This window comes from Thalassobacterium sedimentorum, assembly GCF_031127905.1.
GTDB lineage: Bacteria > Verrucomicrobiota > Verrucomicrobiia > Opitutales > Coraliomargaritaceae > Thalassobacterium > Thalassobacterium sedimentorum.
The window spans coordinates 30,442-54,097 of sequence record NZ_JARXIC010000012.1; the positions used below are offsets into that span (position 1 = coordinate 30,442).

The following is a 23,656-nucleotide window of genomic DNA, read 5'->3' on the forward strand; positions in this document are numbered from 1 at the left end:
GAGTCTGTTATTTTCTTAGTATCAGTGAGTTAAGACATGATGTCTTGGTAAGCGATCTGGTCTTCGTAGAGTTTGTGAAAAACTCTGTATTTTGAATTGTGGTACGACTGAGCATCTGTATGCGGATGCATTGTTTGTCCTGGGCGCGACATACCAGCCATCGCTTCTTGGACGTCTTTATAGTGACCTGCGGCTACCGCACCTAGCATTGCTGAGCCAAGTATGACGGCTTCAGGTTCTTCGGGGAGGATTATTTTACATTGCGTGATATCGGCATGCTGTTGCAGGAAAATGGGGTTCTTGGTTCCACCACCACAACAGACAATACTGTCGATGTTGTAGCCTGCAGCATTCATGGCTTCAATAATATGACGTGTCCCGTACGCAATTGCCTGTATGGTGGCCAGGTAAAGTCGTGCCAGATCATCCAAGCTGGCCGACAGATGCAGGCCGGATATCATACCAACTAGGTGTGGATTTGCGCGTGGTGAACGATTGCCGTGGAAATAGGGGCACACGTGTAAATTCCGCGTTAGGCTGTAAAGTGGTTCTCCATCTGCAAGTTCTTGGAGTTTGTGATTGAGTACTTCATAGGGAGTGCATCCGTCTTCCTTGGAAGCCTTGATGAGGCTTTCGGTCGCACCATGATTAAATATGATGTGATCAATTAAGGCTCCTGTTGCGGATTGTCCACCTTCATTGAGCCATAGCCCCGGAATCATGGAAGAATAGTAGGGCCCCCAGACTCCAGAGATGGGACGTTGTTCCGGCGAAGCGACCATGTGGCATGAAGACGTGCCGCCGATGAGTGCGAGACGGTTGTCCAAGCTTTGAGGGGTGGGGCCTTCTTTCTGGTCGGGCATACCGATCATGCCAATGCCGCCTGCGTGTGCGTCGATGATTGAAACTCCGACGGCTGTGCTGGGCTCCAGACCTAGCTCCTGTGCTGCTTGTTCACTTAGTCCTTGGCCGATCGGCTGGCCCATGGGCTGAATGTCATTGCCGAGGCGTGTATAGTTCTCAGTGACTAATTCATCGAGCCCAATGGCATTGAAGAAGTCGTCTTGCCACCCACTTTTCCCAGCTGCTGCTTCATGGGCCAGATAGGTCCACTTGCATGTGGTGGAACACAGTGAACGAGTGTCGACTCCAGTGGCTCGAAAGGTTAGGTAGTCGGGCAGGTCAAAAAAATGAGCGGTCCGTTCCCATGATTCTGGCAGGTGCTTTTTTAGCCAGAGCAGCTTAGGTGTCTGCATTTCCGGTGAGATTTGACCGCCCACAAAATCGAATACGGGAGATTTGCAGGAATGATTAATAAATTCGGTTTCAGCGAGTGCTCGGTGGTCCATCCATACGATGACGTTTTGAGCATCGTCACCATCTGGACTCACTGTTACAGGTTGACCATTTGCGCCTACCAATACTAAGGAGCAGGTCGCATCGAAGCCGAGCCCTTTTATGGCGGCAGGGTGGATTCCAGCATCTTTAATCACTGCTTGGGTACAAATACAGATCGACTCCCAAATATCTGCAGAGGATTGTTCAACAAAGTTGGGCTGAGGTTTCCACGTTTGTATGGCGCGGCTGTGATTGGCAAGCAGTTGACCATTTTGATCAAATAGGCCAGCTCGGGCACTGCCAGTGCCGACATCAATTCCAATAAAGTAGTTCATTGATGTATTTTAGTTGATTACGCTGTTCTAGTATATACTCATATGCGACATAAATGAGTCAAAAAGCGACAATTCGGATTGCTTTATTATTGGGGCAGGACCTGGGGTATAGTCGTCGGGTCTTATCTGGAGTATTGAATTACGCCGAATCCAAGCAGCTGTCTTGTAGTTATCATAATGGGGCACCAGATGTTAGAATCATTCCCGCATTGGAGCAGTGGCAACCACATGGTGTAATTGTGCATCTGTCGGAGCGTATTTTAGCAGAGCGTTTACAGGCATTGTCCCTGCCTATGGTGTCGGTGACGCATACGTTAAAGAATTTGCCAATTTCTCATGTGGATGTCGATAGCGTGGCTGTAGGGCAGGTGGCGGCAGATTATTTCTTGTCCCAAGGACTGCGTTCGTTTGCTTACTATGGCAGTCGTCATGCGGTCTTTTCGTGCAATCGTGAACGTGGATTTCGTGAGCGTTTGGAAGTGCTGGGGTATCCAGTGGCAAATTTACATGCAGATTTTCTTCCGCAGCCGCCATTTTCTCAAGACTGGACTCGGATGGACCGTCAGACAGAACGTTGGCTTCAGCGCCTGCCCAAGCCGGTTGGAATTCTTGCTTCGAACGATATTCCAGCGCGTGCCTTGTGTGAATTATGTCGCAATGTTGGACTGCGTGTGCCAGATGAGGTCGCGATATTGGGGGTGGATAATGATGTCTCAGAGTGTCGCATGAGTGATCCTTCGCTTTCCAGCGTCGAGCTTCCTGCAGAGCAAATTGGCCGCGATGCGATGCAATTGTTATTGAGTCAGCTGGGTGGCGGCCATGCGGGGGGGGGCGTGCAGCGTCTCTTGCCCCCGATGGGAGTCATTGTGCGTAGTTCTACGGATCATCGTGGAACGGCAGAGCCACTGCTGCAACGCGCACTCGATTACATTGAACGCTATGCGGATCGAGGAATTTCAGTGGTGGATGTGTGCCGGCATGCCGGACGCTCCCGGCGTTCAATGGAGCGGCGTTTTCAGGATTATTTTCAGTCGACGATTTATCAACGGATACAGCAGGTTCAATTAGCACGCGCCAAGCGTCTGTTACTTGAATCGGAGCTCAGTATCAGTGTGGTCGCGGATCGTGCAGGTTTTAGTAGTTTACGCCAGTTGGATCGTGTCTTCCGGAAATATGAAACTGTATCCCCTTCGGCTTATCGTAAGCTGTTGTAATGGAGTTATAGCTGGTGCTAGTATTGAGTTTATGAGGATGCGGGGACGTGATTTCATGGCATTGACCTTTGAGGATTTTCTCCGTTTATTACTACGTCATGGCTGGCTTTGATGAGAATATCGTGCGTGAGTATTTTGAACTGAATGGTTTTTTTGTGCGGCAGCTACGCAAGTATTTAGTTCAATCACGTAAGAAGCGGGTGGATGAGGAGATCGACTTGGTGGTATATAATCCGAATGCGGCGCTTGATGTGCTGCCAGCAGGTTTTCAGCTTTTCTCGGCTGATATGATTAAGATTCGTCGTGCGATTGTGGTGGTGAAGGCGTGGCATAGCTCGCGTTTTACTCCCGCAATGCTCAAGAGTAGTTCGCGAGTTTTTGATTTCCTAAAAAAAGATGTGCTGCGTAATGCAGAGAGTTACTTCCGCTTTGATGATGCTGAGGTGGACCCCGAGCTCGTGGGCACTGGGCAATTTACTAAAATTCTGGTCCTGCCTAGTTTGCCGACCAGTGAACCTTTGCGTTCGGAGAGCATCCAGCTACTGCAAGAGCGGGGTGTGGACGGTATTATTACCTTTGGCACGATATTAGAAAATCTTCTGCGTAATGTGGAAGTGAATCATAGTTATCAAAAATCGGATCTTTTACAGTTAATGCGCATTATGAAGATTTACGATATGGTGAAGGAGCCACAGATGAATTTGTTCAACGAGTGATTTATTTTGAGCAAGTTATTTGCGAGTGCTCAAGGGCATTTATTCGCATCGTAGTCAGGATCGTTTCGCCGCTATCTTGACAATCCCAAGAGGTCATGAGTTTGTTTGAACTATGAATATCCATCAAACTGCGATTGTCGATCCATCGGCTAAAATCGGCGAGGGCACCTCCATCGGGGCAGGTGCTTTGATTGAATCGAATGTTCGAATCGGGCGCGACTGTAAGATCGCGGCTTATGCAATCATTCGCGAGAATACGACAATTGGGAATGCTGTGCAGGTGGACTCCTTTTGTGTGATCGGTGGCGAACCACAGTCGATAGGTTTTGATTCCTCGCTTGAAAGTACTGTGGTGATAGGAGATCGAGTTATTTTGCGTGAGGGGGTGACGGTGAGCCGTCCAGAGACTGCGGGGGCCGAAACCGTGATCGGAGATGAGTGTTTTATAATGGCCAATGCGCATGTTGCTCATGATTGTCAGCTGTCGCGGGGGGTGGTCATGGTCAACAATGTAATGCTGGCTGGTCACGTGAGGGTTGGAGAAAAGACAGTGATTGGTGGAGGGGCTGGCATACATCAGTTTTGCCGTATTGGTGCTTATTGTATGATCGCGGGTAATGCTTCGATTACTGCGGACGTTCCGCCTTATGTGATGGCTGCGGAACGCAGCGAGGCGCATGGCTTGAACTTGGTTGGTTTACGGCGCGGTGGTTTTGAGCAGCGTGAAATTAAAGATTTGAAACGCTGCTACCGTGCAGTCTTTTTTGGTGGAGGTAATTTGAAGAAAAAGGCGGCTGAAGCGGCTAGGGAAACTGAATTTGGTATGACTGCTGCAGGCGCTCGCTTCTTGAGTTTCTTTGAGACTGGCAAGCGTGGCTTTATCCTTTCGACGCGTGATTAAATCATACAGTTCTTTGCCGCTGGCGCTCACGTGTGGAGATCCTGCCGGTATTGGCCCTGAGGTCATCGAGTCCGCTCTTGCTGTCGACGGTTTACATGGGAGAGATTGCGTCTTAATCGGTCCAGCTCACTGGGGCGCAGCGCTGTCCGAAAAGCTTGGAGTATCTTTCGAAGCGGTGACGGCTCATCGAGCGCGCGATTTTGTCGCGCAGCCTGGGGTGCCATCAATTAACGGCGCGAGTCTCGCTTTGGCCGCGATGGAACGGGCAGCGGCGGGGTGTCGAGAGGGACGCTTTCGTGGAGTCGTGACCGGTCCTGTAAGTAAACATTGGTTGCAATTGGCTGGTTTTCAATTTCCAGGACAGACTGAGTTTTTTGCAAATGCGTGGGGCGGCGATCCGACTATGGCCTTTGTTGGCAGAGAATTGCGTGTTGTGCTTGCGACCTGGCACATTCCGTTGCGGGATGTTTCGCAGGCCCTGGATGCGGCTTGCCTTGAACAAGCGGTGCGTCGTGCTTACGCTTTGGCGCACCAATTCGGAGCCCGGGAGCCCCGAATTGGTGTTTGTGGCCTTAATCCGCACGCAGGTGAGGGCGGGATTCTGGGGTTGGAAGAGTTGGAGGTGCTGGATCCGACTTTGGATCGTTTGCGAGCAGCGATGCCTGGCCTGTCTAGATGTTTACCCGGTGATACCGTCTTTCACCGCCAACGTCAGGGGGACTTCGATGTGGTGGTGGCTGCCTATCACGATCAGGCGTTGGCGGCGGTTAAGACGCTGGAATTTGATGCCGCGGTTAATTTGACACTGGGTTTGCCTTATGTGCGCACTAGTCCAGATCATGGCACTGCATTTGACTTAGCCGGTGCCGGTACAGCTGATCCATCGAGTTTTTCTGCTGCGCTGGCTGTGGCGAGAAATTTGACTGGCAGTGCTGCAAAGGCATCTTAAGCCCCTTGCGGGGCAGTCGGTGAGTTGTTTAGGCTGTAATTCAGAGAATTGGGCGTCACCTCTGCTTGACGTTCGACCTGTTTTGCATACCGCTCTACGGATCATGGTAGATACTGTTGAAGTTCCTGAAGGCGTGCGTCTTGGTAATGAAAAGCTGGTTCTGGTGACGGAAACTGCGGGTGCCAAGCTGTGTTCACTTATTAAGCGAGAGCAAAAGGGGGACTATCTACGGGTGAAAATAACCGGTGGAGGCTGTAATGGCCTTAGCTATAAGATGAAATTTGTGGCCGCTCCTAAGCGAGGTGATATTTTGGTGCGCTCATCGGGTGCTCAAGTCTTGGTGGATACCAAAAGCGCGCTCTACTTGCGGGGGACGCAACTCGATTATTCCGATAAAATGGTTGGTGGTGGCTTTAAGTTTAGTAACCCAAATGCGAAATCTAGCTGCAGTTGTGGTGAAAGCTTTAGTATTTAGGGTTGAAAGTAGAGGATGAGGGCTTAAACGTGGTTTATCTTGAATGGTCAACCAACTCAAACTATGACGGCATAACGCGATTTTAAACTAAGCAGCATTTCGCTGCAATCGCTGTTGCTCTGGGCACTCTCACGCAGCACTCACTTTCAAGAAGTTAATATTCAGAATCAATTCATGCCAAAATACCCGAACTCTCGCGGCAAATATCAAAACCGTAACCGTGGCCCTAAAGGGCTCAGAAGAAACGATCGCATTCGCGCAGCTGAAGTCCGCGTGATTGGGCCTGAGGGCACCAACCTTGGTGTCATGGCGCCGCGAAAGGCGCTTGAGCTAGCCAAAAAGGTGGGACTCGACTTAATCGAGGTATCGCCATCGGCACGCCCTCCAGTTTGTCGTATTCTCGATTTTGGTAAGTTCCTCTATGAGGAAAGTAAGAAACAGAAAGACACGAAACAGGCTAGCACTAAGCTGAAAGAGGTTAAATTCCGTGTTGGGATTGGTGAGCACGACTTTGTGACTAAACTGCGCCGTGCTGAAAGTTTCCTCGATCATGGTAATAAGGTCAAATTGACCCTTCAGTTTCGTGGGCGTGAAAATGAGCACCGTGAACTCGGCTTCGAGCGCGTGAAATTAGCTGCGCATGAACTACAAGGGGTGGCTACTGCTGATTCAGAGCCACGCTTAGTCGGACGCCAAGTGACGCAGATTCTTTCGCCATTACCCGAAGCGAAGCGTGTGTTGAAATTCAACGCTGCTGATCACGAACTTGACGAAAGTGAGGATCACGATGAGGACGAGTTCGAGCACGAGGATGAGGATGTGGCTGAGTCCTAGGGGCTTGGGCTTTTAAGGGTTTGAAGTATGCGGGTCGATGCCCTTGAGGGAATATGGATCCGTTACTTTTCTCATTTTAAGTTTATTTACTATGTCTTGCTGCTGGTCGTGACTTCGCAGGTTGTTGCGCAGCGACTCGAGATTCAGCATGATGGGCGCAGCTATATTGATTTAGCCACTGCAGGTGGACAGCTCGGTATGAAAGCCTATTGGCTAAAGGGGCAACAAACCTTTCGCTTGCGTAGTCAGTGGACGAATATCGATGTGGGGCGGGGCAAGCGCATTCTTTATCTAAATCGTTTGCCGATCTATTTAGGTTTTCCAACACTCGTATCCAACGGTCGGCTATATTTGTCAAATGCGGATTATATGCATGTTTTGCAGCCCATTCTTACGCCGCAAGCGTTTTCTGCTAAGCCGCGTTTACGGCGTATTGTTATCGATGCTGGTCATGGTGGCAGGGATGTCGGAGCGAAGAATGATGCCTATCGACTGTACGAGAAAGATCTGACACTTGATGTGGCGCGTCGGCTCCAGTCTTTGCTGCTGCGAGCTGGTTATGAAGTGATCATGACACGCGACAGCGATGTGTATATTCCGCTTGAGCGACGCCCGCAGATTGCGAATCGCGCTAATGGTGACCTATTTATCAGCATTCATTTTAATGCGGCAGCTTCGTCGACAGCGGAGGGGGTTGAGACATTTGTGCTCACACCACAGTACCAGGCTTCGTCCAAGTATACCCAACCGGGGCGTGGGGATCATGTTAGCTACGCTGGCAACCAGCAGGATGCTTGGAATACACTCTTCGGTTACCATCTACAACGTGCGCTAGTGCAAGGCGTGGGTGGTCCGGATCGGGGATTGAAGCGTGCTCGTTTTTTAGTTTTAAAGCACCTGGATTGCCCTGGTGTTTTGGTCGAACTCGGTTTTGTTTCTCATTCTGGGAGTGCCAATAAATTGCGTACGACAGTTTTTCGTACAACACTTGCTCAAAGCCTCTACGATGGCATCATCCGCTATGGTCAACGCCTGCAACGTATTCCTTAGATTATGCTTACTTTGAAAACTTATTTCCAACGAGTGCCCACTTTTTCTGGGGCGGCATTACTGTGTGTCCTTTTACTGGGGCTCATTTCTTCTAAATTGAGTGCACAGTCGAACGAAGCGCTGGCGGCAGAAATGATTATCGTGGTGAATCGTAGTGATCCCGATTCGCTTGAGCTGGGACAGTATTATGCGCGTCAACGAGGTATTCCAGAATCCCGCATTGTTCAGTTGAGTGCGCCGACTTCAGAGACGATCACAGTCGCTCAATATGTGGAAACAATTGCGAATCCACTATTAAATATACTATTGGACAAAGAATGGGTGAAAGGGGTGAAAGACAGTGCTTTAGATGATTTTGGACGAGAGCGACTTTCGGTTTCTATTCATCAAATTCCTTATGTGGTATTAATGCGCGGTCTGCCGCTTCGAATTGCGAATGATCCGAGCCTGTTGGAGGCGAATTCAGAGAATTTCCCTGAGCAGTTTCGAGTGAATAATGCTTCGGTTGATGGAGAACTTGCCTTATTACTGGCACCGCCTAGCACGTCGATGACTGCGCTCATTCCCAATCCTTATTTTGAAAAGCAGACAGTTTCTAGAACGGATGCCAATCGTATCCTACGTATTAGTCGTTTGGATGGGCCGACGCGCTCGGATGTGACCAAGCTGATCGACCGAACATTAGAGGTTGAGAAGATTGGACTGATGGGGCGCGCTTACATCGACACCGGCGGTCCGCACCAGAAAGGTGATACATGGATTCGTGCCGCGGGTGAAATGCTTGAAGCCGCATATTTTGATACTGATTTTGAAGGTACTAAACGTGTGATGGACCATCGTGATCGGCTGGATGCGCCCGCGATTTATATGGGGTGGTATCGCCGTCATGCGCATGCACAGTGGCGGGCGCCGCGCTGGTCTGTGCCTCCAGGGGCGATCGGTTTTCATCTACATAGTTTTTCAGGGACTTCTCTGCGTACGACCCAGACCTGGCTTGGCGCCTTTATCGCTCAAGGATACTGTGCTACGGTTGGGAACGTTTATGAGCCATATCTCGAATATACGCATCGTCCGCAAATATTGCTGGCTCATCTCTTGGCTGGAGGAAATTTTGGTGACGCAGTCGCGCAGAGTTTGCCTGCATTGAGCTGGCAGTGTGTGGCGATTGGCGATCCACTTTACCGCCCCTTTAAAGTGAGTTTAGAAGATCAATTGACCCATTCAGAGAATGCCAGCTTTGCGGCTTATGCGAGTATTCGTGAGATTAATCGCTTGTTGTCAGTCGATGGCCTTGAGGCTGCAATTACTTTTGCGCGTGCTAAGTTTGTGACGCAACCATCGCTTGCATTGGCCTATCGGCTTGCTCAATTGTATGCACAAGCCGACAAGGATCGTGAAGCGGTGGAGGCGCTTAAGATTATCCGCTACATCTCTAAATTTGCTGCGGATGAGTTTGTGCTGGTTCAAAAAATTGCCGATTTCCTACATAAGCGCGGCGAAAGCGAATTGGCATTTACTTTGTACCAGAATATTTTGGAAGAAAGAGATTTGGATAAGTGGTTGAAAGTTTCACTGTATGAAGGTGGGGCTCCGATCGCGGCGGCGCAAGGTGAGCCCGTAATCGCTTCTCGATGGCAATTGGAAGCCAGAAACTTGAAAGCACCTCCAACCCCCAATCCAGCAAAAAAGAAGTAGGTCGCTTTTAACTTTTTTTTAATCAGATGTAGGTTGTCTATATAGCTAGTTAAGTTTCTGATCATAAATGAAATGCCGCGTAAAATAAGCTTTATCAATTATAAGGGGGGAGTCGGTAAGACTTCCTTGGTTGTCAATATCGCCGCTTCGCTTGCGCAGGCAGGTAAACGAGTGTTGTTGGTGGATCTCGATGCACAGTCCAATTCCAGTATATGGTTGATGCGGCTAGAGCGTTGGAATCCCTTGAATACGGCAGATTCTGGACATCTTTATTCTATTTTTGAGCCTGGTGTATGCCGTTTACGGGATTGTATTGAGAAGGATGTCATACGCGGTAAGGAGGGAGAGGCCTTATTACCAGGGCTGGATATCGTGCCGACGACTTTTACTTTAGTTGATTTAGAGCACGATTATGAATCTTCGGATGGGCGTCCTGCCTTTGCGATTTTTCAAGAGCAGCTTGCGGAAGTGGAAGATGATTACGATTTTATCCTTTTTGATTGCCCGCCTAATGTACTATATGCTGCCCAGTGCGGTGTATTCTGTAGTAGTGAAATCTATGTTCCGTCGAACCCGGATGCGTTGAGTCTTATAGGCTTTACCTTGTTGGTCGGAAAACTACAGGAGTTCCATCATCTATGCGCTAGCTTCCGTGTGGCGGGGATGCAGCCTCAGGCTCAAGTTCGAGGAGTGATATTTAATTCGATCAAAAGCAATGTGGATATCGATGTTCCAAAAATGCGTATGCAGTTTCGAATCAATCAGTTCAAGAATCAAGGGCGAGTTGCTCGAGATTGTCGTATTTTCAATGCGAACGTGCGGGATGCCATCGTGGTGCGGCGGGCTGTGACCTTAGGCTTGCCGGTTGCTTTGGTTGGGAATGTGAAACAGGAGGAATCCGTGCGTGATGATTATACAGTCGTCACACAAGAACTACTTAATATACCTACCACATCGATTTAACTGTATTTAATCATGAGTGAAGCACCCTTAGAAAAATATTCTGCTGAAGAGTGGAACCACATCCGTAAGCGATTTTTTAATTCTATCTTGAATGACACTGAAATCGCCAAGCTTGGGCAAAATGTTGGCGTGTCATGGCCGTTCAAGGGCGCAGGTGAAACTGCTTCGAAATATATCGAATATGATTTCGAAGAATTGAAGTCTGTTCCAGGGTTGATTGGTAAGCCACGGCGTATTCGAATTTTGATGGATATTTTGCGAGAGACTCTAGCTTTTGATGATCCTTTTTCTGACATGGTCGATACCGTGGAGTCCGAAAGCGAAGAAGATGATACCTTTGAGCGTATTTTAGCTAAACTGGAGATCCCTCCCAGTTATCCGAGTGAATTTGTTCATTTTGCAGCAGGCACACGGGAATTACTTAAGAATGAAGATATCACAACTTTGATAGAGATTATTCACTTCGGTCAAAAGATAGCTCGTAATGTCGTCGTGGGGGGAGATCTAAAGACTTTTTTGAATGGACTGGCTCATAAGGACGAAGTGGGCATTGCGAAACACCTACCTTATCGTCGGAGTATTCGTGGCTTACATTTGGCAGAAGCCATTGGCTTGATTGCCAGAGATCTTCCAGAGGCAGCTCAGTTACATTTGCTACAACAAGCCGAAACTAGTTTAACCGATGAAGAAAAGACTGTTCTCTCTAAAGCGAGCGATTTGAATATCGAGGCCGCAATAAAAGCAGCAGTGGAGCAAGTCGCCAAAGTGAGTGAATGGTTTACGGCTGAGGCTTCGGATTTAAAACAAACCTTCAGTACGGGCGGCTCGCCGGAGCGCTACTTTATTATGATTAATGATCCGCGCCGTGAACGAATGGCATTGCAGCTCGCTAAATTGCAGATCGGTATCAATGATAGCAAGAAAACCGGTTTCCTCGGTAAGCTGTTTGGTCGTTGATCGGAGTTGATCTGCCCCGGCATGGTCTCGTTGGCATTGTCTATTGCTTGCTGTCGTATTTATGCGACCGTAGTGTTCTAGGTTCGGAGGCTGAATTCTCCTTTTAAGTCTGTTAGTAGGTGCTGACTAATGCGCTGACTACTGCCGCGATTATTTTGGTGCCACTTAAGAGCTGCTTCCTGCATGTCCAAGCGCGAATGCTCGTCCTGGGCGAGTTGAAGTATGCGTTCAATGAGTTCTTGAGCATGTGCGATGCGTTGTGCGGCACCTGCACGTACCAGCGATTGAGCGATGTCTTTAAAGTTATTCATATTGGGGCCCATGAGTATCGGCACGCCTAGCCCTGCGGCTTCAATCGGAGTTTGCCCTCCTTCATTCGATGCGAGGCTTTTACCGATGAATGCCAAATCAGCAGCTTGAGACAGGCGTGTGAGCTCACCAGTGGTATCTGCTAGATGAATACGTAAATTAGATGGGGGAGAGTGGCCAGTCGAGCGTTGATACCATGAAAAGTTTTGGGCTTTTAATATCGCTATAATTTCAGTTGCTCGTTCTGCATGACGAGGTACTAGGAGCAGTCGGCAATCAATTCCATTAGCAATTGCAACGCGCTGTGCCTCTAGCAGAATAGCTTCTTCGCCAGGCCACGTTGAAGAGCCCAATAGCACGAATGGTGTTTTTTCGGAGTTTCCAAAACCTAAGTCTTGTTGTAATTTTGAGCGTTCTATTTCGGAAAAACGTTCGCCGATCGCGACGTCAAACTTGATACTTCCAAAGCTTAGGAGGCGTTCTTGGGGAGAGCCCAACTGGAGCAGCCGCGAGCGGTCTAATTCGCTGGCGGCATAGCTTGCGTTGAATTTTCTTAACATACGGTGAGCTAGCAACGGTACCTTCTGATAGCGACGAAAACTGGTGTCAGAGATGCGTGCGTTGACTAAATAGGCGGGGACTTTACGCTTTTGCGCTTGATGTAAATGCTCTGGCCATAGTTCGCTTTCAGTTAAAATCACGCCTGTGGGTTGAATGCGTTCCCATGCGGTGCGATTGAACAGCCAGAAATCCAGGGGGAAGATGCCTACGCGCAGTACGAGGTCAGCGTAGCGTTTACGTGCTTCTGCATAGCCCGTACTGGTGGTGGTGGTTAATACAATTTCAATATTTGGTTCCTGTTGTAAGGCCTTGAGTAAGGGGCCTATTGCTAAGACTTCACCCACGCTGACGGCTTGTAACCAGATCCGTTGCTTGCCTGTCTCAACGGGGGCCAAGCGATAAAAGCGTCCAAAGCGATGTTGGAAGCTCTTGGCGTAGCCACCGCGTCGCCACATCCGTAGGATGTAGTAGGGCAGCGCAATCAAGAGCCCCGGTAAGTAAAGTAGGCGGTAGAACCATATCATATTGATATGATATGACTATTCTTCGTAGTTCATTGAAAGGATAAAAGAACGACAGCTTCGACTTGCAGAAAAAGTGGCTATCGGCAGATTAAGCGCGATGGATCCATTGACACAGGCAAGTATGGGAGCGGCAGCAGCAGCTTGGGTGTGCCGAAAGCCGGAGACGCGACACGCGCTCCTGCTGGGCGCGATCGCGGGGGCTGCGCCAGATCTGGATGTGTTGATCCGCTCGGACTTAGATCCACTATTGAGTCTAGAGTATCATCGTCATTTTACTCATGCCTTGTGGCTTGCTCCTGTGATCGGCTTGATCGTCGCCGCGCTGTTTAAAGCTCTATTCTTTTGGAAGCATTGGCCATACCACCGCTTGGCACTCTTTGCCGTCGTGGGCGCCGCTACCCATGGGTTGATCGATGCCTGTACCAGTTATGGTACCCTGCTATATTGGCCCATCAGCACACATCGCGAGTCGTGGGATATCATTTCGATTGTCGATCCGATTTTTACGATTCCCTTAGTGTTACTCACTATCATTGCCTTTGCTTTTCGGCGGCCTTATTTCGCTCAAGTCGCGGTCGGGCTTTGCCTTCTTTACTTAAGTCTGGGCATTTATCAGCGCAGCCAAGCAGTGGGCTTCGCGCAGGCACTCGCAGACTCGCGTGGGCATCGGCCAGAGGAGCTGACGGTGCGTCCCTCGTTCGCTAATATTGTACTCTGGCGGATTGTTTATCGCTTTGAAGGTCGCTATTATGTGGATGCAGTTCGAGTCATGCCTTTGTCGGAGCCACAATTTTTTCATGGCCGTTCAGTAGAGGTCTTTAGCGAAAATTCGGCTGCAGCGATGATTCCATCCAGCACCGTCCTAGCCGACGATGTTGTGCGCTTTCGTTTTTTTTCCCAGGGGTATCTGTATCGAGCCCCCAATGAACCTGATGTTGTGGGCGACTTGCGCTATGCGATGTATCCTGATTCAATTATGCCGCTATGGGGAATTCGACTCGACCCTTCCAAGCCAGATGCACACGTCTCATTTGAGCATTTTCGTGACCCTTCGCAGCGAGCTTTCAAACGGCTTTGGCTAATGATTCAAGGGCAGGCCGTTGCTCCGCTGGATTAAAAAATGTAGGCAATACTGACAGTGTGCATGTCTAGCCCCGGATTCGGTGAGTCCAAATTGGCATTGGAGGTGTGTTGGAAACGGTAGCCCACCTTCCATGCTTCATCAAATTCCCAGTTAAAACCAATACTGCTGGTGAAGTGGAAATTGCCTCCGATATCATATTGATCAAAGCGGTCTTCGGAGTAGTAAGAAGGCCCCGAGCTAAATTCCAAGCTGATGGGGGAATTACCAAAGTGTAATTGACCAACAGGAGCGACACGGGCGTAAAAGGCATTCTCGCCTTCGCCGGAAAGCCCGCCAATTGCTGTTTCTATATCAAATTCCAAGCGCAGATTCTGGCTAAGATCCCAAGTCCATTCGGTATCGATTGTCGAGTAAAGCTCGTAGCTTTGTAAGTCAACTTGGCTTTCTGCATCCTGTCCGAACCGCAATCCGATTTCGGAGAAGAGTGTGTCTGAATTTTGCGCTGCTAGATGTGAGGTGGTAATTGCGCAACAGGCTGTTAATAGGAGTGTGGTGGTTTTCATGGTAGTGTAGTCGTTTGGTTTAACTACACTAAGAATTGGTTTATGATTCACGGGAGGTCAACCTAGGAACGAAGTTAGTGCTGACAATACGACAATACCCGTAGTTAGTTACATGGAGCCTTCGACATCGCTGCGCGATTATTCTTCCTCCCTCGCTCTATGAGCTACGGCGGACGTGTCGGATGTCCAATCTCCGATTCGCCGAACTTCGTTCTCATCCCTCCACGCTGTGCGTGTATTTTGTTGGGCTGCGCCCAATGGCGGAGAGGGAGGGATTCGAACCCTCGGTGCCGTTTCCAGCACACATCCTTTCCAGGGATGCACAATCGGCCACTCTGTCACCTCTCCTTGGGAGCAGTGGAGCAAAATCCCCTCAGCTAATAGGTCAATCTATAAATCAATTAATTTTTTTAATGTGCATTTCTCTGTGTTTTGCCGATGGTAATATCGTTTTATTACAATGCTATTCTGCACTTGCATGTGTGAGCTCGGCAATTGATTACTATCATCTTAGCTACTATGATTGTTCAGTGAATATTAGAGTTGATCAATCGGAGATTGTTCTGTGGATTTCCAGTCCCTTTAGCTTTTTTACGAGCACAGCAAATTCATTTGCTGTATTTTATCCCTATGAATTCTTCTGTTTTCTATATATCAGCGTTGTCGACTCGGAGAGTCGGCTCGGTACCTGCGTACGCGGCTGTTTATAGGGCGGAATATGTTAATTGTTATGCACTTAGTTGATTGGCTCATCGCCATTGTTCCTGTCGTTTTTATTATTAGCATTGCTGTTTACTCGAAAAAATACGTTCGAGGGGTGGTGGACTATCTCGCAGCAGGCCGTGTCGCTGGACGTTATGTGATCTGTGCGGGGGACTTGACCGCAGGTTTGAGCGTGATCACTCTGGTAGGGCTAGTGGAGTCCAAGTATCAAGTTGGGTATGCCTTAACCTTTTGGGAATACTTGACGGTGCCTGTGGGCATTATCATGGGCCTGACTGGTTTCTGTGTGTATCGTTTTCGTGAGACACGTTCGTTATCGATCGGTCAGTTTCTGGAAATGCGCTACAATCGACCACTACGTATTGTGGCGGCCACTATCCGAACTTTGGCGGAAATGGTGACCAATGCGATTGGCCCAGCTGTGGCGGCTAATTTCTTTATCTATTTTCTAGGATTGCCGCACGAGGTTATGGTGATGGGGGTGGCACTACCGACATTTACCTTGGTGGTCACTTCGTCACTTGCTCTGTGTATGCTTATTATATGGCCTGGAGGGCGTATTTCATTGCTGATTTCCGATGCCTTTCAAGGGCTGATGAGCTATCCTATTTTTGTTGTGATCGCTGGCTATATTTATCTGCACTTCGGGTGGCATGATACGATTGGGCCCGTGATGATTGATCGTGTTGACGGGCAGAGTTTTATTAATCCATTTGATATCGAGAAGCTGCGTGATTTTAATATTTTTGCACTTTTCGTGACCATTATGGGGAGTATTTTGAATCGGGCCAGTTGGATTGGTAACGATACATCGACCAGCGGGCGCACGCCGCATGAGCAGAAGATGGCGGGTATTTTGGGGACTTGGCGCTCTTTGTTTGCCGGGCTAATGATGTTGTTGATCGCTGTGATGGTGATTGCCTTGATGGCTCACGGGAAATTTGCTGATCAAGCGCATGAAATCCGTACCGAATTGACGGGGAAGGTTGCAGTAGAGTCTGTGCCAGATCTTGAAGCTCGATCGGAGTTAGAGTATAATTTGGCCCAAGTTCCAGTGCAGCGCCGTGAGATCGGTGTGGATGCACCACTTTCTCAGGAGAACAACACGGATACGCCTTTTATTAATGCAGCTCACGACTCTTTGACCGGTACACCGGAAGGGAATCAGCAATTTCAGAAGTTCCGCACCTTGTATCATCAAATGATGCTGCCAGTGGCGCTAAAAAATCTACTGCCTACCGGTTTGATGGGCTTATTTCTGCTATTGATGATTATGCTGCTGATTTCCACTGACGACTCACGTGTGTTTAATGCATCGTCAACGATTGTACAGGATATTATCATTCCTTTTATTAAGAAGCCGTTAACACCAAAGCAGCATTTATTATTATTTCGGCTTTGTTCGCTGGGGGTTTGTATTTTCTTTTTCGTGGTTTCGATCTTCTTTGTGCAGATCGATTATATCATCATGTTCACGACAATGATGACTGCCTTATGGTTAGGTGGGGCGGGGCCGATCATGATTTTCGGGCTGTATAGTCGCTTTGGAACCACGACGGGTGCCTTCGGCGCGATTATTTTCGGTTCAGGATTTTCCTTGGTTGGCCTATTTTTACAGCGCAATTGGGCCGAGGTCGTTTACCCTTGGTTGGATATTAATGGCTGGAGTCATTCGGTTGGCCATTTTCTCGAGACCGTGTCGAGTCCGTTTAATCCATACGTGGCTTGGGAAATGAGTGCAGTGAAGTTTCCGATTAATTCGTATGAGATGTATTTTATGGCGATGGTTAGTGGTATTGTTGCCTATGTTTTGGGATCTTTGATCACTCAAAGGAAGCCATACAATTTGGATCGTCTGTTGCACCGCGGAGAGTATGATGTCGCGAACGAATATAAGGAACCATTCAAGTGGAGCTTACATAATGCCTTCCAGAAGCTGATTGGTATTACTCCTGAATACACTCGTGGAGATAAAATCATAACTTGGTCGGTATTTGGATATGCAATTGTCTATAAATTTGGTCTTTGTTTCTTGGGTGTTTTGATTTGGAATATGTTCTCGCCTTGGTCGGATGAAGATTGGAGTCAGTATTTCTTTCTGACTAGTTTGATTGTGACAGGTATTTTAGGTGTTGTTTCTACCTTTTGGTTCTTGATCGGAGGGGTTATTGATTTGCGTAAGCTATTTAGAGATCTTGCTAGTCGCATCGATGATCCATTGGACAATGGTATGGTCGAAGGGCATGTTTCGTTGGCTGATAAGGCTGCTTTTGAAGCTCGAAAGCATAAGTCAGAAGAGGAGTAATCCGATTGCCGCATGCGAGACTTGAACTCAGATAGGAACGGACGAATTGGCCGTTCCTGTCAGTAGTCTAGCAAGTCCAGATGCTTGCCAGGTATATTAGAGACGTACTGGGAGGCCCTTGGCCTGTAGGTGCTCTTTTGCTTGTTTGATCGTAAAGGTGCCAAAGTGGAAAATGGAAGCAGCAAGGACTGCACTCGTCTTTCCTTCAGTGATCGCATCGGCTAAGTGGTCGAGGCTGCCAGCCCCACCTGAAGCGATGACTGGCACCGCGACGGCTTCACTCACGGCGCGGTTGAGTGCGTTGTCAAAGCCAGCTTTGGTGCCATCAGAATCCATGCTGGTTAGCAGGATTTCACCGGCTCCGAGTGAGACTACTGTTTGGGCCCATTCTACGGCGTCGAGATCAGTAGGTTTACGACCTCCGTGAGTGTAGACTTTCCACTTTTCTTTCTCTCCAGTTACACGCTTGGCGTCGATGGCGACAACGATGCACTGATTACCAAAACGTGCTGCGGATTCTTTGATCAGGTCAGGGTTTAGTATGGCCGCGGTGTTGAGGCTGACTTTGTCTGCACCTGCGTTGAGCATCGCGCGAATGTCCTCCACCGTGCGTAGGCCGCCGCCGACAGTGAGTGGCATAAAACACTCAGATGCAGTGCGTTCCACGACATCAATCATGGTATTGCGCTCGTCACTAGAGGCAGTGATATCTAGAAAGACGAGTTCGTCTGCCCCCTGTTGTTCGTAAGCTTTGGCTTGTTCCACCGGATCACCAGCGTCAATTAAATTGACAAAATTGACCCCCTTGACCACACGTCCGTCATGGACGTCGAGGCAAGGTATGATACGTATCGATAACACTTTTTTGAATTAAGAATTATGGATTGAGAGTGTGGAATCTAAAGTGCAAAAAACACGAGTTATTCGCACTTTGAGGCGAGCTTCGCAGGAGTCACTTTTAATTATAAATCTCTAATTTTCGGCCTATTCGTCAGCGAATGCCAGGTCTGGCTCGAAGGAGAGCGCGAGGCGATACTGTGTGCCTGGACGCATGACGAGTGGACGATCGCGCTGTAGAATTTGCAGGTAATGTAGGTTGCCGTAGTAGGTGCGGAACTTTGGATCATCGGAAACGACGTCGAGTTCTTTCCATTCGGCTTGAAAATCATCTTTAATGACTTCCGTACGATGGCCTTCATCGCCGAGTGTAAATGCAGTCGCTACGCGGTAGCGGCTATGAGGCGCTGCGATGCCGAGAATGTAGCGCATCTTATCAAGTGTGACCTGTTGCTTTACCGTGAAACAGAATTCACAGCTGATTTTACCTTTCAGGAAGGACCATACCACTTTGCAACTGCCGAGACCGTTGACGATTTCTTCATCCTTGGTGATGAGTTCTGGTTGGTCGTATTTGAAATTAAGCGCATTGCGCAGACCCATACTAGTGGTGCAGTTCTTCCCGTAGAAGGAAGGTACAATCACTTTATCGCCGAAAGTGAGTTCAGGCTGCATGATCGGTAGATACATGTCGACCGGCCAGTCGAATACGCCTGGAGAGTGAGGGAAGGCTAGGTAATCGGAAGTGCCTTTACCGAGTTTGCTGGAGCCGATGAGTGGTAGTTGCACGGCTAGACCAGAGTCGGGGTCTTGATAGACAAAGAGGCCTTGTTCCTTGCGGTGTGATTTGTCGAAGCTGACATAACGCGCCACTTTGCGAGCAGGAACCGGAGCTACAGGGGCTGCGTTGCCGCCTGCGGAACGTGCCAGACGCGACCACTGGCATAGATACCGAGCTGCGTCGAAATTGGCCATGCGTGTGGTGTGATATGGTACGGTGTTACGCTCTTCGTCACGGATTACTAGATAGCCGTGTTCCTGGTCCAGGTAGGTGACGAAGAAATTCATGAAGAGACGGCGTACGGCATCTACATAAAGATCGCGCTGATTGGCAGGTATCCAACCGTCGCGTAGCGCTTGTAGCGTGAGGCTAATACAATGCATTTGGCCGTAGGCGCCCAGTGAGCGACCATATGCCCAGCCGACACCGTCCTGACGAGCTAAGTCTGGGATCAGCTTGAGATATTTCTCGGAGTAAGAGCGGAGACTTGGAAGCTTACGCTCACGCAGGTGCAAGTTCGCGTGTAACTGAAGTGATTGGCGGATAAAGACGAAGCTCATGACGCCATAAATGTCGAATGCACCGCCCAAGCGAGTGTCGTCGCCCGCTGCATCATCGATATATCCAGTAGAGGATTTGCTGTCGATACGCTCAAGGAAGCGGTCGATGAGGCGGCCTGTTTCGTCTTTCTTTGAGAGCCCCAAGCTGAAGCGTGTTACTGCTTTCGCGATATTGAAGGCTTGGTAGTGGTTCTCATAGTCACTGCGTTCGAGCAGTAGCTTGTCGAGTTGCTCACGGGTAGGATCCATGAGGCGTTCCCATACTGCGTTACGATCCTTCGCGGGGCTAAATGAGAGCAGGCCTAGTGCCGCGTATGCGAGGCCGTTTTCCATTTCTTCCGGAGCAAAGGCCTGTGCGGTTACAGTGCGTGCTGCAAGGTCGATCAAATCAAAGTCACCGAGTGAAGTCTCGTTGGTCGCACGGTAATATTCACCTATGGCAAGCGCGGCGTGGCCGGGCTCGTCCAAACGGCTATTCTCGCCGGCTACAGGGGTGATTGTGCCCTGTTCGGTGATTGATTCTAAATTATGTCCCAAAATGGATTGGGCCATGTCGAGGCATTGATCTGCAAAATTTTCCATTATCGAAAAAGCGCGTCTTATGAGCGCAGTAAAAAGGTCATGAAGCTTGCGCTGTGGGTGCTTGTCAATAGCTTTCAGGCATTCTGAAATGGAGAAATTGCAGATTCTGCGCGAAGTGTTTCTAAATTATCCGAAAAATGGAGAATAGACGATCGTTTTGGTTGAGCTAGGGGAACTGAATTTAAATAGCCTCTTTTGACCATGATCCTAAGAAATCGATCAGTTGTGGCAATGTCGCGCTCTTGCCTTGACGCACGTAGATGCCTGATGTGGCGACGGCGAGTTGAAGTTTTTGTTCGGCATTGAGGTTGAGGATCAAGCCCAGCGCGTAGCCTGCATTGAAGCGATCGCCAGCTCCGGTTAATTTGACTGGCTTTGAGCAATAGGGGCCTTTGGTGCATGCGCTCTCTTGGGCCGAGGCGCTGACTGCGTAGTCGACCGCATGGATGACGATTTCGTCAAGGCCTAGGGCTTTTAAGAGGGCTTGTGCCTGGGCTTGCGCACCTTGAATTTCAGGGCGAGCAAGTGCATGTCCTCCGGTTGCTTGGGATAGCAGGTTGGCCTCGTTCTGGTTGAGCCCTAAGGTGACGTGGCCACAATGACAAAAGTTGGCCAGCATTTTGAGCATGGCTGTAATGTCTTCAGGGCTGCGACTGGCTGGGTCCACTAGATCGAAAAAGAATTTCGGCCGCTGATGCAGCTTGGAAAAAACGGTGTCTTGTAGTGCTTGCCAGCAGGCGGTCATGTGCGGGAAGAGGGTCCAGTCTGTGATTGCGATCAGTGAGGCTGCGTTGCAGGTGGCTAGGAAATGGCCGTCAGTCGTGCGCTGTGCAATGTCTGTTGGAGTGAATTCTGCCAGTGGACTGACTGAGGAGAACATCAGTTTTCCATCTTGAAACTCGAAGGCTAGGGTGCGGCCTGGCTCGCGTCCCCAACTGTGTAATTTGGCTTTGTCCGCGTATTCTTTGAAGGCGGCATGTACTGGCTCACCAACGGTGGCGAAGGTGTCGACCTGCACGCCCAGTGTGGCGAGTCCATCGCCCATGTTGATGGCACAGCCGCCCGGATCGGTTTGAGTCACGACGATTTCGCGCAAGCTACTGTGTCCTGCGGCTGCTTTAATCAAGTCACCAAACTGATCGATGGTTTCAACTCTTTGGAATTGTTGCAGGTTCTTTCGTTGGTGGACTGCTTGAATCATCTCATCCACGAAACCGTCAAATCCAGTGACGACTTTTTGGTGAGTTATCTTTGTTGTATGTGTGCGTAAGATTTCGGCAAGTTGAGCGAGTGTGTGCATTTTATTGATCGCTAAGTAGTTGGATAATGGGGGCTTCATCTTCTTCGACTTCGGGGAAGCGTCCAATATTGGGATCGACGAAGAAGTTATCGTTGGCGTCGTCGTTGGCGGTGGAGACTTCGCCGATGATGCAGTCTTTTGTTGTTGGCCAAAAGGCGTGATAGATGCCTGGTGTCAGTGTGATACGCTCGCCGGCGGAGAGCTCTAGTTCGACTCCATTTGCTACCGTGCGAATTGTGTTATTAATTTGAATTTCAAAAGCTTCGCCAGCTGTTGCAGTGGCAGGATGTCCGTTCCAAAGCTCGAGGGCGAAACGACCGTGACGGCAGATAATGTCTTCCTTCTTTTGTTTATGCGTGTGCAGCGGAGTGGTCTGCCCCGTTCGGGCATACATCAGCTTTTCACAGTATTCAATTTCCTCGGCTAAGTTTATCAGTACCAGTCCGAAATTCGCAAAATCGTTCAAGCCGAAGTCAGTAATATCCCAAGCTGGCTGAGGAGGGAGTGCCCAACCATGGCTGAGGAAGCAGTTTTTAGCTTCGCGGTAAATGTTGTTAATCTCGGAGCGTTTCATTGAGTGGCTTCAGGTTTATTTCGCGACGCATTATAGCGGGCGTGCGATTGTTTGATTGCGCAGGTAGCCATAGAAGGTTTCCGGAGAGTTGACGCCACCACCGAGGCCACTCAGGTTAACACCTCCGTAGGGGAGGCCGTATGCGAAGACATTGTGAGCATTGATCCAGCTGTTGCCAGCTACGAGTTTGCCAGCGAGTTGATTGGCACGCTCTAAGTCCGTGGACCAGACACTGTTGGCGAGGCCGTAACTGAGGCGATTGATACGTTCCACTGCATCGGCTTCATTGTCGAAGGGCACGATGTAGGCCGTGGGACCGAAAATTTCTTCTTTATAGCAGATATTGTCTTCGTCGCCTGTGAGTAAGTGGGGCTTTAGAAAGTAGCCACTATTTGTGCTGGCATCGCTATTTACTTCGAGTTCCAAGACCGCTGTGGCCCCTTCGGCGAGTCCTTTTTGATAGTAGTTGGTGACACGGTCCAATTGTGTCTTGGAGACGAGTGGGCCCATTTGTGTGGCTTCGTCCAAGGAGGAGCCGATGTTTGTTTTTTGCAAGGCAGCGCTGACTAGTTCGGTGAATTGATCCTGAACTGAGGCGTGTACAAACCAGCGGGTGGCGGTGCAGCAAACCTGGCCGGTATTCAGTGTGATGGCAGCTGCGAGTCCTTCAGCTGCGGCGGCTAGATCCGCATCGTGTGTGATGAGTGCGGCGCCTTTGCCGCCGAGTTCCAATTTGCAAGGGACCAGACGCTCGCCACAAATTTTGCCAATGAGTTTTCCGATCTGTGGTGATCCGGTGAAAGACATGTGTTTCAACAAGGAGTGCTCAGCCAGAGGTTGTCCGCAGACAGATCCTTCGCCTGTGAAGATGTTGATCACGCCATCAGGAATGCCAGCTTCTTTGATGAGCTTACCTAGATATAGGGTGGCGAGTGGGGTGACCTCGGAGGCTTTGACTACGACCGTATTACCGGCTGCGAGTGCGGGAGCTGTGCCCCAGCAAAAGAGGGTGAATGGAAAATTCCAGGGAAAGATGAAGCCGCAGGGACCGTAGGGTTTGCGTTCTACACGTGCGTCGATGTCAGTGAGCTCTAATGGAGTGGTATAGCTTGCGCGTTCACTTAGCTGCGCAAAATAATCAAAGCAATCGGCGCCGAATGGGATGTCGAAACCGCGCGAATTTTCGATGGGTTTGCCGACATCGATGGACTCGAGTTGAGCTAATGTTTCAAGGTTCTCGCGAATCTTATCGGCAAGACGATGCAGGCAGGCCGCACGTGCGGCGACGGGCATGCCAGACCATTCAGGAAAAGCACGATGCGCTGCTTGCATCGCCTGATCGACAACCGCTTGGTCGGCTGCTGCCACTGAGGCCACTGATGCGCCCGTTGCGGGGTCGATGACTGCGAGACTTGCTTGGGAGGTCGACCAGTCACCATCAATGAAGGAGGGGATTTGGCTTTGTTGAAGGAAGGCGGTAGCGTGGGAGTTGGGTAGGATTTTGGGCATTATATTATGGGTAGAAG

General features: G+C 49.4%; 20 protein-coding genes and 1 tRNA gene. 12 read left to right on the forward strand and 9 right to left on the reverse strand.

Translation table 11 applies throughout. The features are described 5' to 3' along the window. Positions 1-29: 29 nt before the first annotated feature. Positions 30-1,673, reverse strand: coding sequence for an FGGY-family carbohydrate kinase (locus QEH59_RS08830; protein ID WP_308985000.1), 1,644 nt, complete (start codon positions 1,671-1,673; stop codon positions 30-32). Positions 1,674-1,726: 53 nt separating this feature from the next. Between QEH59_RS08830 and QEH59_RS08835 the strand changes: the two genes are divergently transcribed. From QEH59_RS08835 to QEH59_RS08880, 10 genes are all read left to right on the forward strand, one after another. Next, on the forward strand, positions 1,727-2,887 hold the full coding sequence (locus QEH59_RS08835) for an AraC family transcriptional regulator (protein WP_308985001.1): 1,161 nt from the start codon (positions 1,727-1,729) through the stop codon (positions 2,885-2,887). A gap of 68 nt (positions 2,888-2,955) precedes the next feature. Then, the gene (locus QEH59_RS08840) at positions 2,956-3,603 is read left to right on the forward strand and encodes a hypothetical protein (protein ID WP_308985002.1); all 648 of its coding nucleotides are present in this window, start codon (positions 2,956-2,958) and stop codon (positions 3,601-3,603) included. 112 nt (positions 3,604-3,715) lie between these two features. After that, positions 3,716-4,504 (forward strand): acyl-ACP--UDP-N-acetylglucosamine O-acyltransferase, encoded by a 789-nt coding sequence (gene lpxA, locus QEH59_RS08845; protein WP_308985003.1) that lies wholly within the window; start codon positions 3,716-3,718, stop codon positions 4,502-4,504. After that, entirely contained in the window at positions 4,497-5,453 is a 957-nt protein-coding gene (gene pdxA, locus QEH59_RS08850; RefSeq protein WP_308985004.1) for a 4-hydroxythreonine-4-phosphate dehydrogenase PdxA, read from the forward strand. The genes lpxA and pdxA overlap by 8 nt, the downstream gene beginning before the upstream one ends. A 103-nt stretch (positions 5,454-5,556) precedes the next feature. Further along, positions 5,557-5,928, forward strand: a complete 372-nt coding sequence (locus QEH59_RS08855; RefSeq protein ID WP_308985005.1) for a HesB/IscA family protein — start codon at positions 5,557-5,559, stop codon at positions 5,926-5,928. 174 nt (positions 5,929-6,102) lie between these two features. Further along, on the forward strand, positions 6,103-6,762 hold the full coding sequence (infC, locus tag QEH59_RS08860) for a translation initiation factor IF-3 (RefSeq protein ID WP_308985006.1): 660 nt from the start codon (positions 6,103-6,105) through the stop codon (positions 6,760-6,762). A 27-nt stretch (positions 6,763-6,789) separates the two neighbouring features. Further along, complete coding sequence (locus QEH59_RS08865) at positions 6,790-7,812, forward strand: N-acetylmuramoyl-L-alanine amidase family protein (protein WP_308985007.1); 1,023 nt, start codon at positions 6,790-6,792, stop codon at positions 7,810-7,812. A 3-nt stretch (positions 7,813-7,815) separates the two neighbouring features. After that, positions 7,816-9,507: a TIGR03790 family protein gene (locus tag QEH59_RS08870; RefSeq protein ID WP_308985008.1), complete on the forward strand. Its 1,692-nt coding sequence runs from the start codon at positions 7,816-7,818 to the stop codon at positions 9,505-9,507. A gap of 72 nt (positions 9,508-9,579) precedes the next feature. Next, on the forward strand, positions 9,580-10,470 hold the full coding sequence (locus QEH59_RS08875; RefSeq protein ID WP_308985009.1) for a ParA family protein: 891 nt from the start codon (positions 9,580-9,582) through the stop codon (positions 10,468-10,470). A gap of 12 nt (positions 10,471-10,482) precedes the next feature. Further along, positions 10,483-11,427: a hypothetical protein gene (locus QEH59_RS08880; protein WP_308985010.1), complete on the forward strand. Its 945-nt coding sequence runs from the start codon at positions 10,483-10,485 to the stop codon at positions 11,425-11,427. A 77-nt stretch (positions 11,428-11,504) separates the two neighbouring features. Here the strand turns inward: QEH59_RS08880 and QEH59_RS08885 are convergent, their stop codons facing one another. After that, positions 11,505-12,821, reverse strand: a complete 1,317-nt coding sequence (locus tag QEH59_RS08885) for a 3-deoxy-D-manno-octulosonic acid transferase (RefSeq protein ID WP_308985011.1) — start codon at positions 12,819-12,821, stop codon at positions 11,505-11,507. A 97-nt stretch (positions 12,822-12,918) separates the two neighbouring features. On the opposite strand from QEH59_RS08885, the gene QEH59_RS08890 reads away from it, so the two are divergent. Further along, positions 12,919-13,938, forward strand: coding sequence for a metal-dependent hydrolase (locus QEH59_RS08890; RefSeq protein WP_308985012.1), 1,020 nt, complete (start codon positions 12,919-12,921; stop codon positions 13,936-13,938). On the opposite strand, the gene QEH59_RS08895 is transcribed toward QEH59_RS08890, so the two are convergent. Continuing rightward, complete coding sequence (locus QEH59_RS08895) at positions 13,935-14,468, reverse strand: acyloxyacyl hydrolase (protein WP_308985013.1); 534 nt, start codon at positions 14,466-14,468, stop codon at positions 13,935-13,937. The genes QEH59_RS08890 and QEH59_RS08895 overlap by 4 nt on opposite strands. A gap of 258 nt (positions 14,469-14,726) precedes the next feature. After that, positions 14,727-14,816: transfer RNA gene (locus QEH59_RS08900), tRNA-Ser, on the reverse strand. 382 nt (positions 14,817-15,198) lie between these two features. Here QEH59_RS08900 and QEH59_RS08905 point away from each other — a divergent pair. Next, positions 15,199-17,496: a sodium:solute symporter family transporter gene (locus QEH59_RS08905; RefSeq protein ID WP_308985014.1), complete on the forward strand. Its 2,298-nt coding sequence runs from the start codon at positions 15,199-15,201 to the stop codon at positions 17,494-17,496. 96 nt (positions 17,497-17,592) lie between these two features. On the opposite strand, the gene hisF is transcribed toward QEH59_RS08905, so the two are convergent. From hisF to QEH59_RS08930, 5 genes are all read right to left on the reverse strand, one after another. Beyond that, on the reverse strand, positions 17,593-18,357 hold the full coding sequence (hisF, locus tag QEH59_RS08910) for an imidazole glycerol phosphate synthase subunit HisF (RefSeq protein WP_308985015.1): 765 nt from the start codon (positions 18,355-18,357) through the stop codon (positions 17,593-17,595). A gap of 123 nt (positions 18,358-18,480) precedes the next feature. Then, the gene (locus QEH59_RS08915) at positions 18,481-20,256 is read right to left on the reverse strand and encodes a hypothetical protein (RefSeq protein ID WP_308985016.1); all 1,776 of its coding nucleotides are present in this window, start codon (positions 20,254-20,256) and stop codon (positions 18,481-18,483) included. A 181-nt stretch (positions 20,257-20,437) separates the two neighbouring features. After that, positions 20,438-21,595 carry a PfkB family carbohydrate kinase gene (locus tag QEH59_RS08920; RefSeq protein ID WP_308985017.1) on the reverse strand — a complete coding sequence of 386 codons (1,158 nt, stop codon included), beginning with the start codon at positions 21,593-21,595 and terminating at the stop codon, positions 20,438-20,440. After that, positions 21,558-22,130, reverse strand: coding sequence for a D-lyxose/D-mannose family sugar isomerase (locus tag QEH59_RS08925; RefSeq protein ID WP_308985018.1), 573 nt, complete (start codon positions 22,128-22,130; stop codon positions 21,558-21,560). Before QEH59_RS08925 ends, QEH59_RS08920 begins: the two co-directional genes overlap by 38 nt. A gap of 30 nt (positions 22,131-22,160) precedes the next feature. Further along, positions 22,161-23,639, reverse strand: coding sequence for an aldehyde dehydrogenase family protein (locus tag QEH59_RS08930; RefSeq protein WP_308985019.1), 1,479 nt, complete (start codon positions 23,637-23,639; stop codon positions 22,161-22,163). Positions 23,640-23,656: the final 17 nt, after the last annotated feature.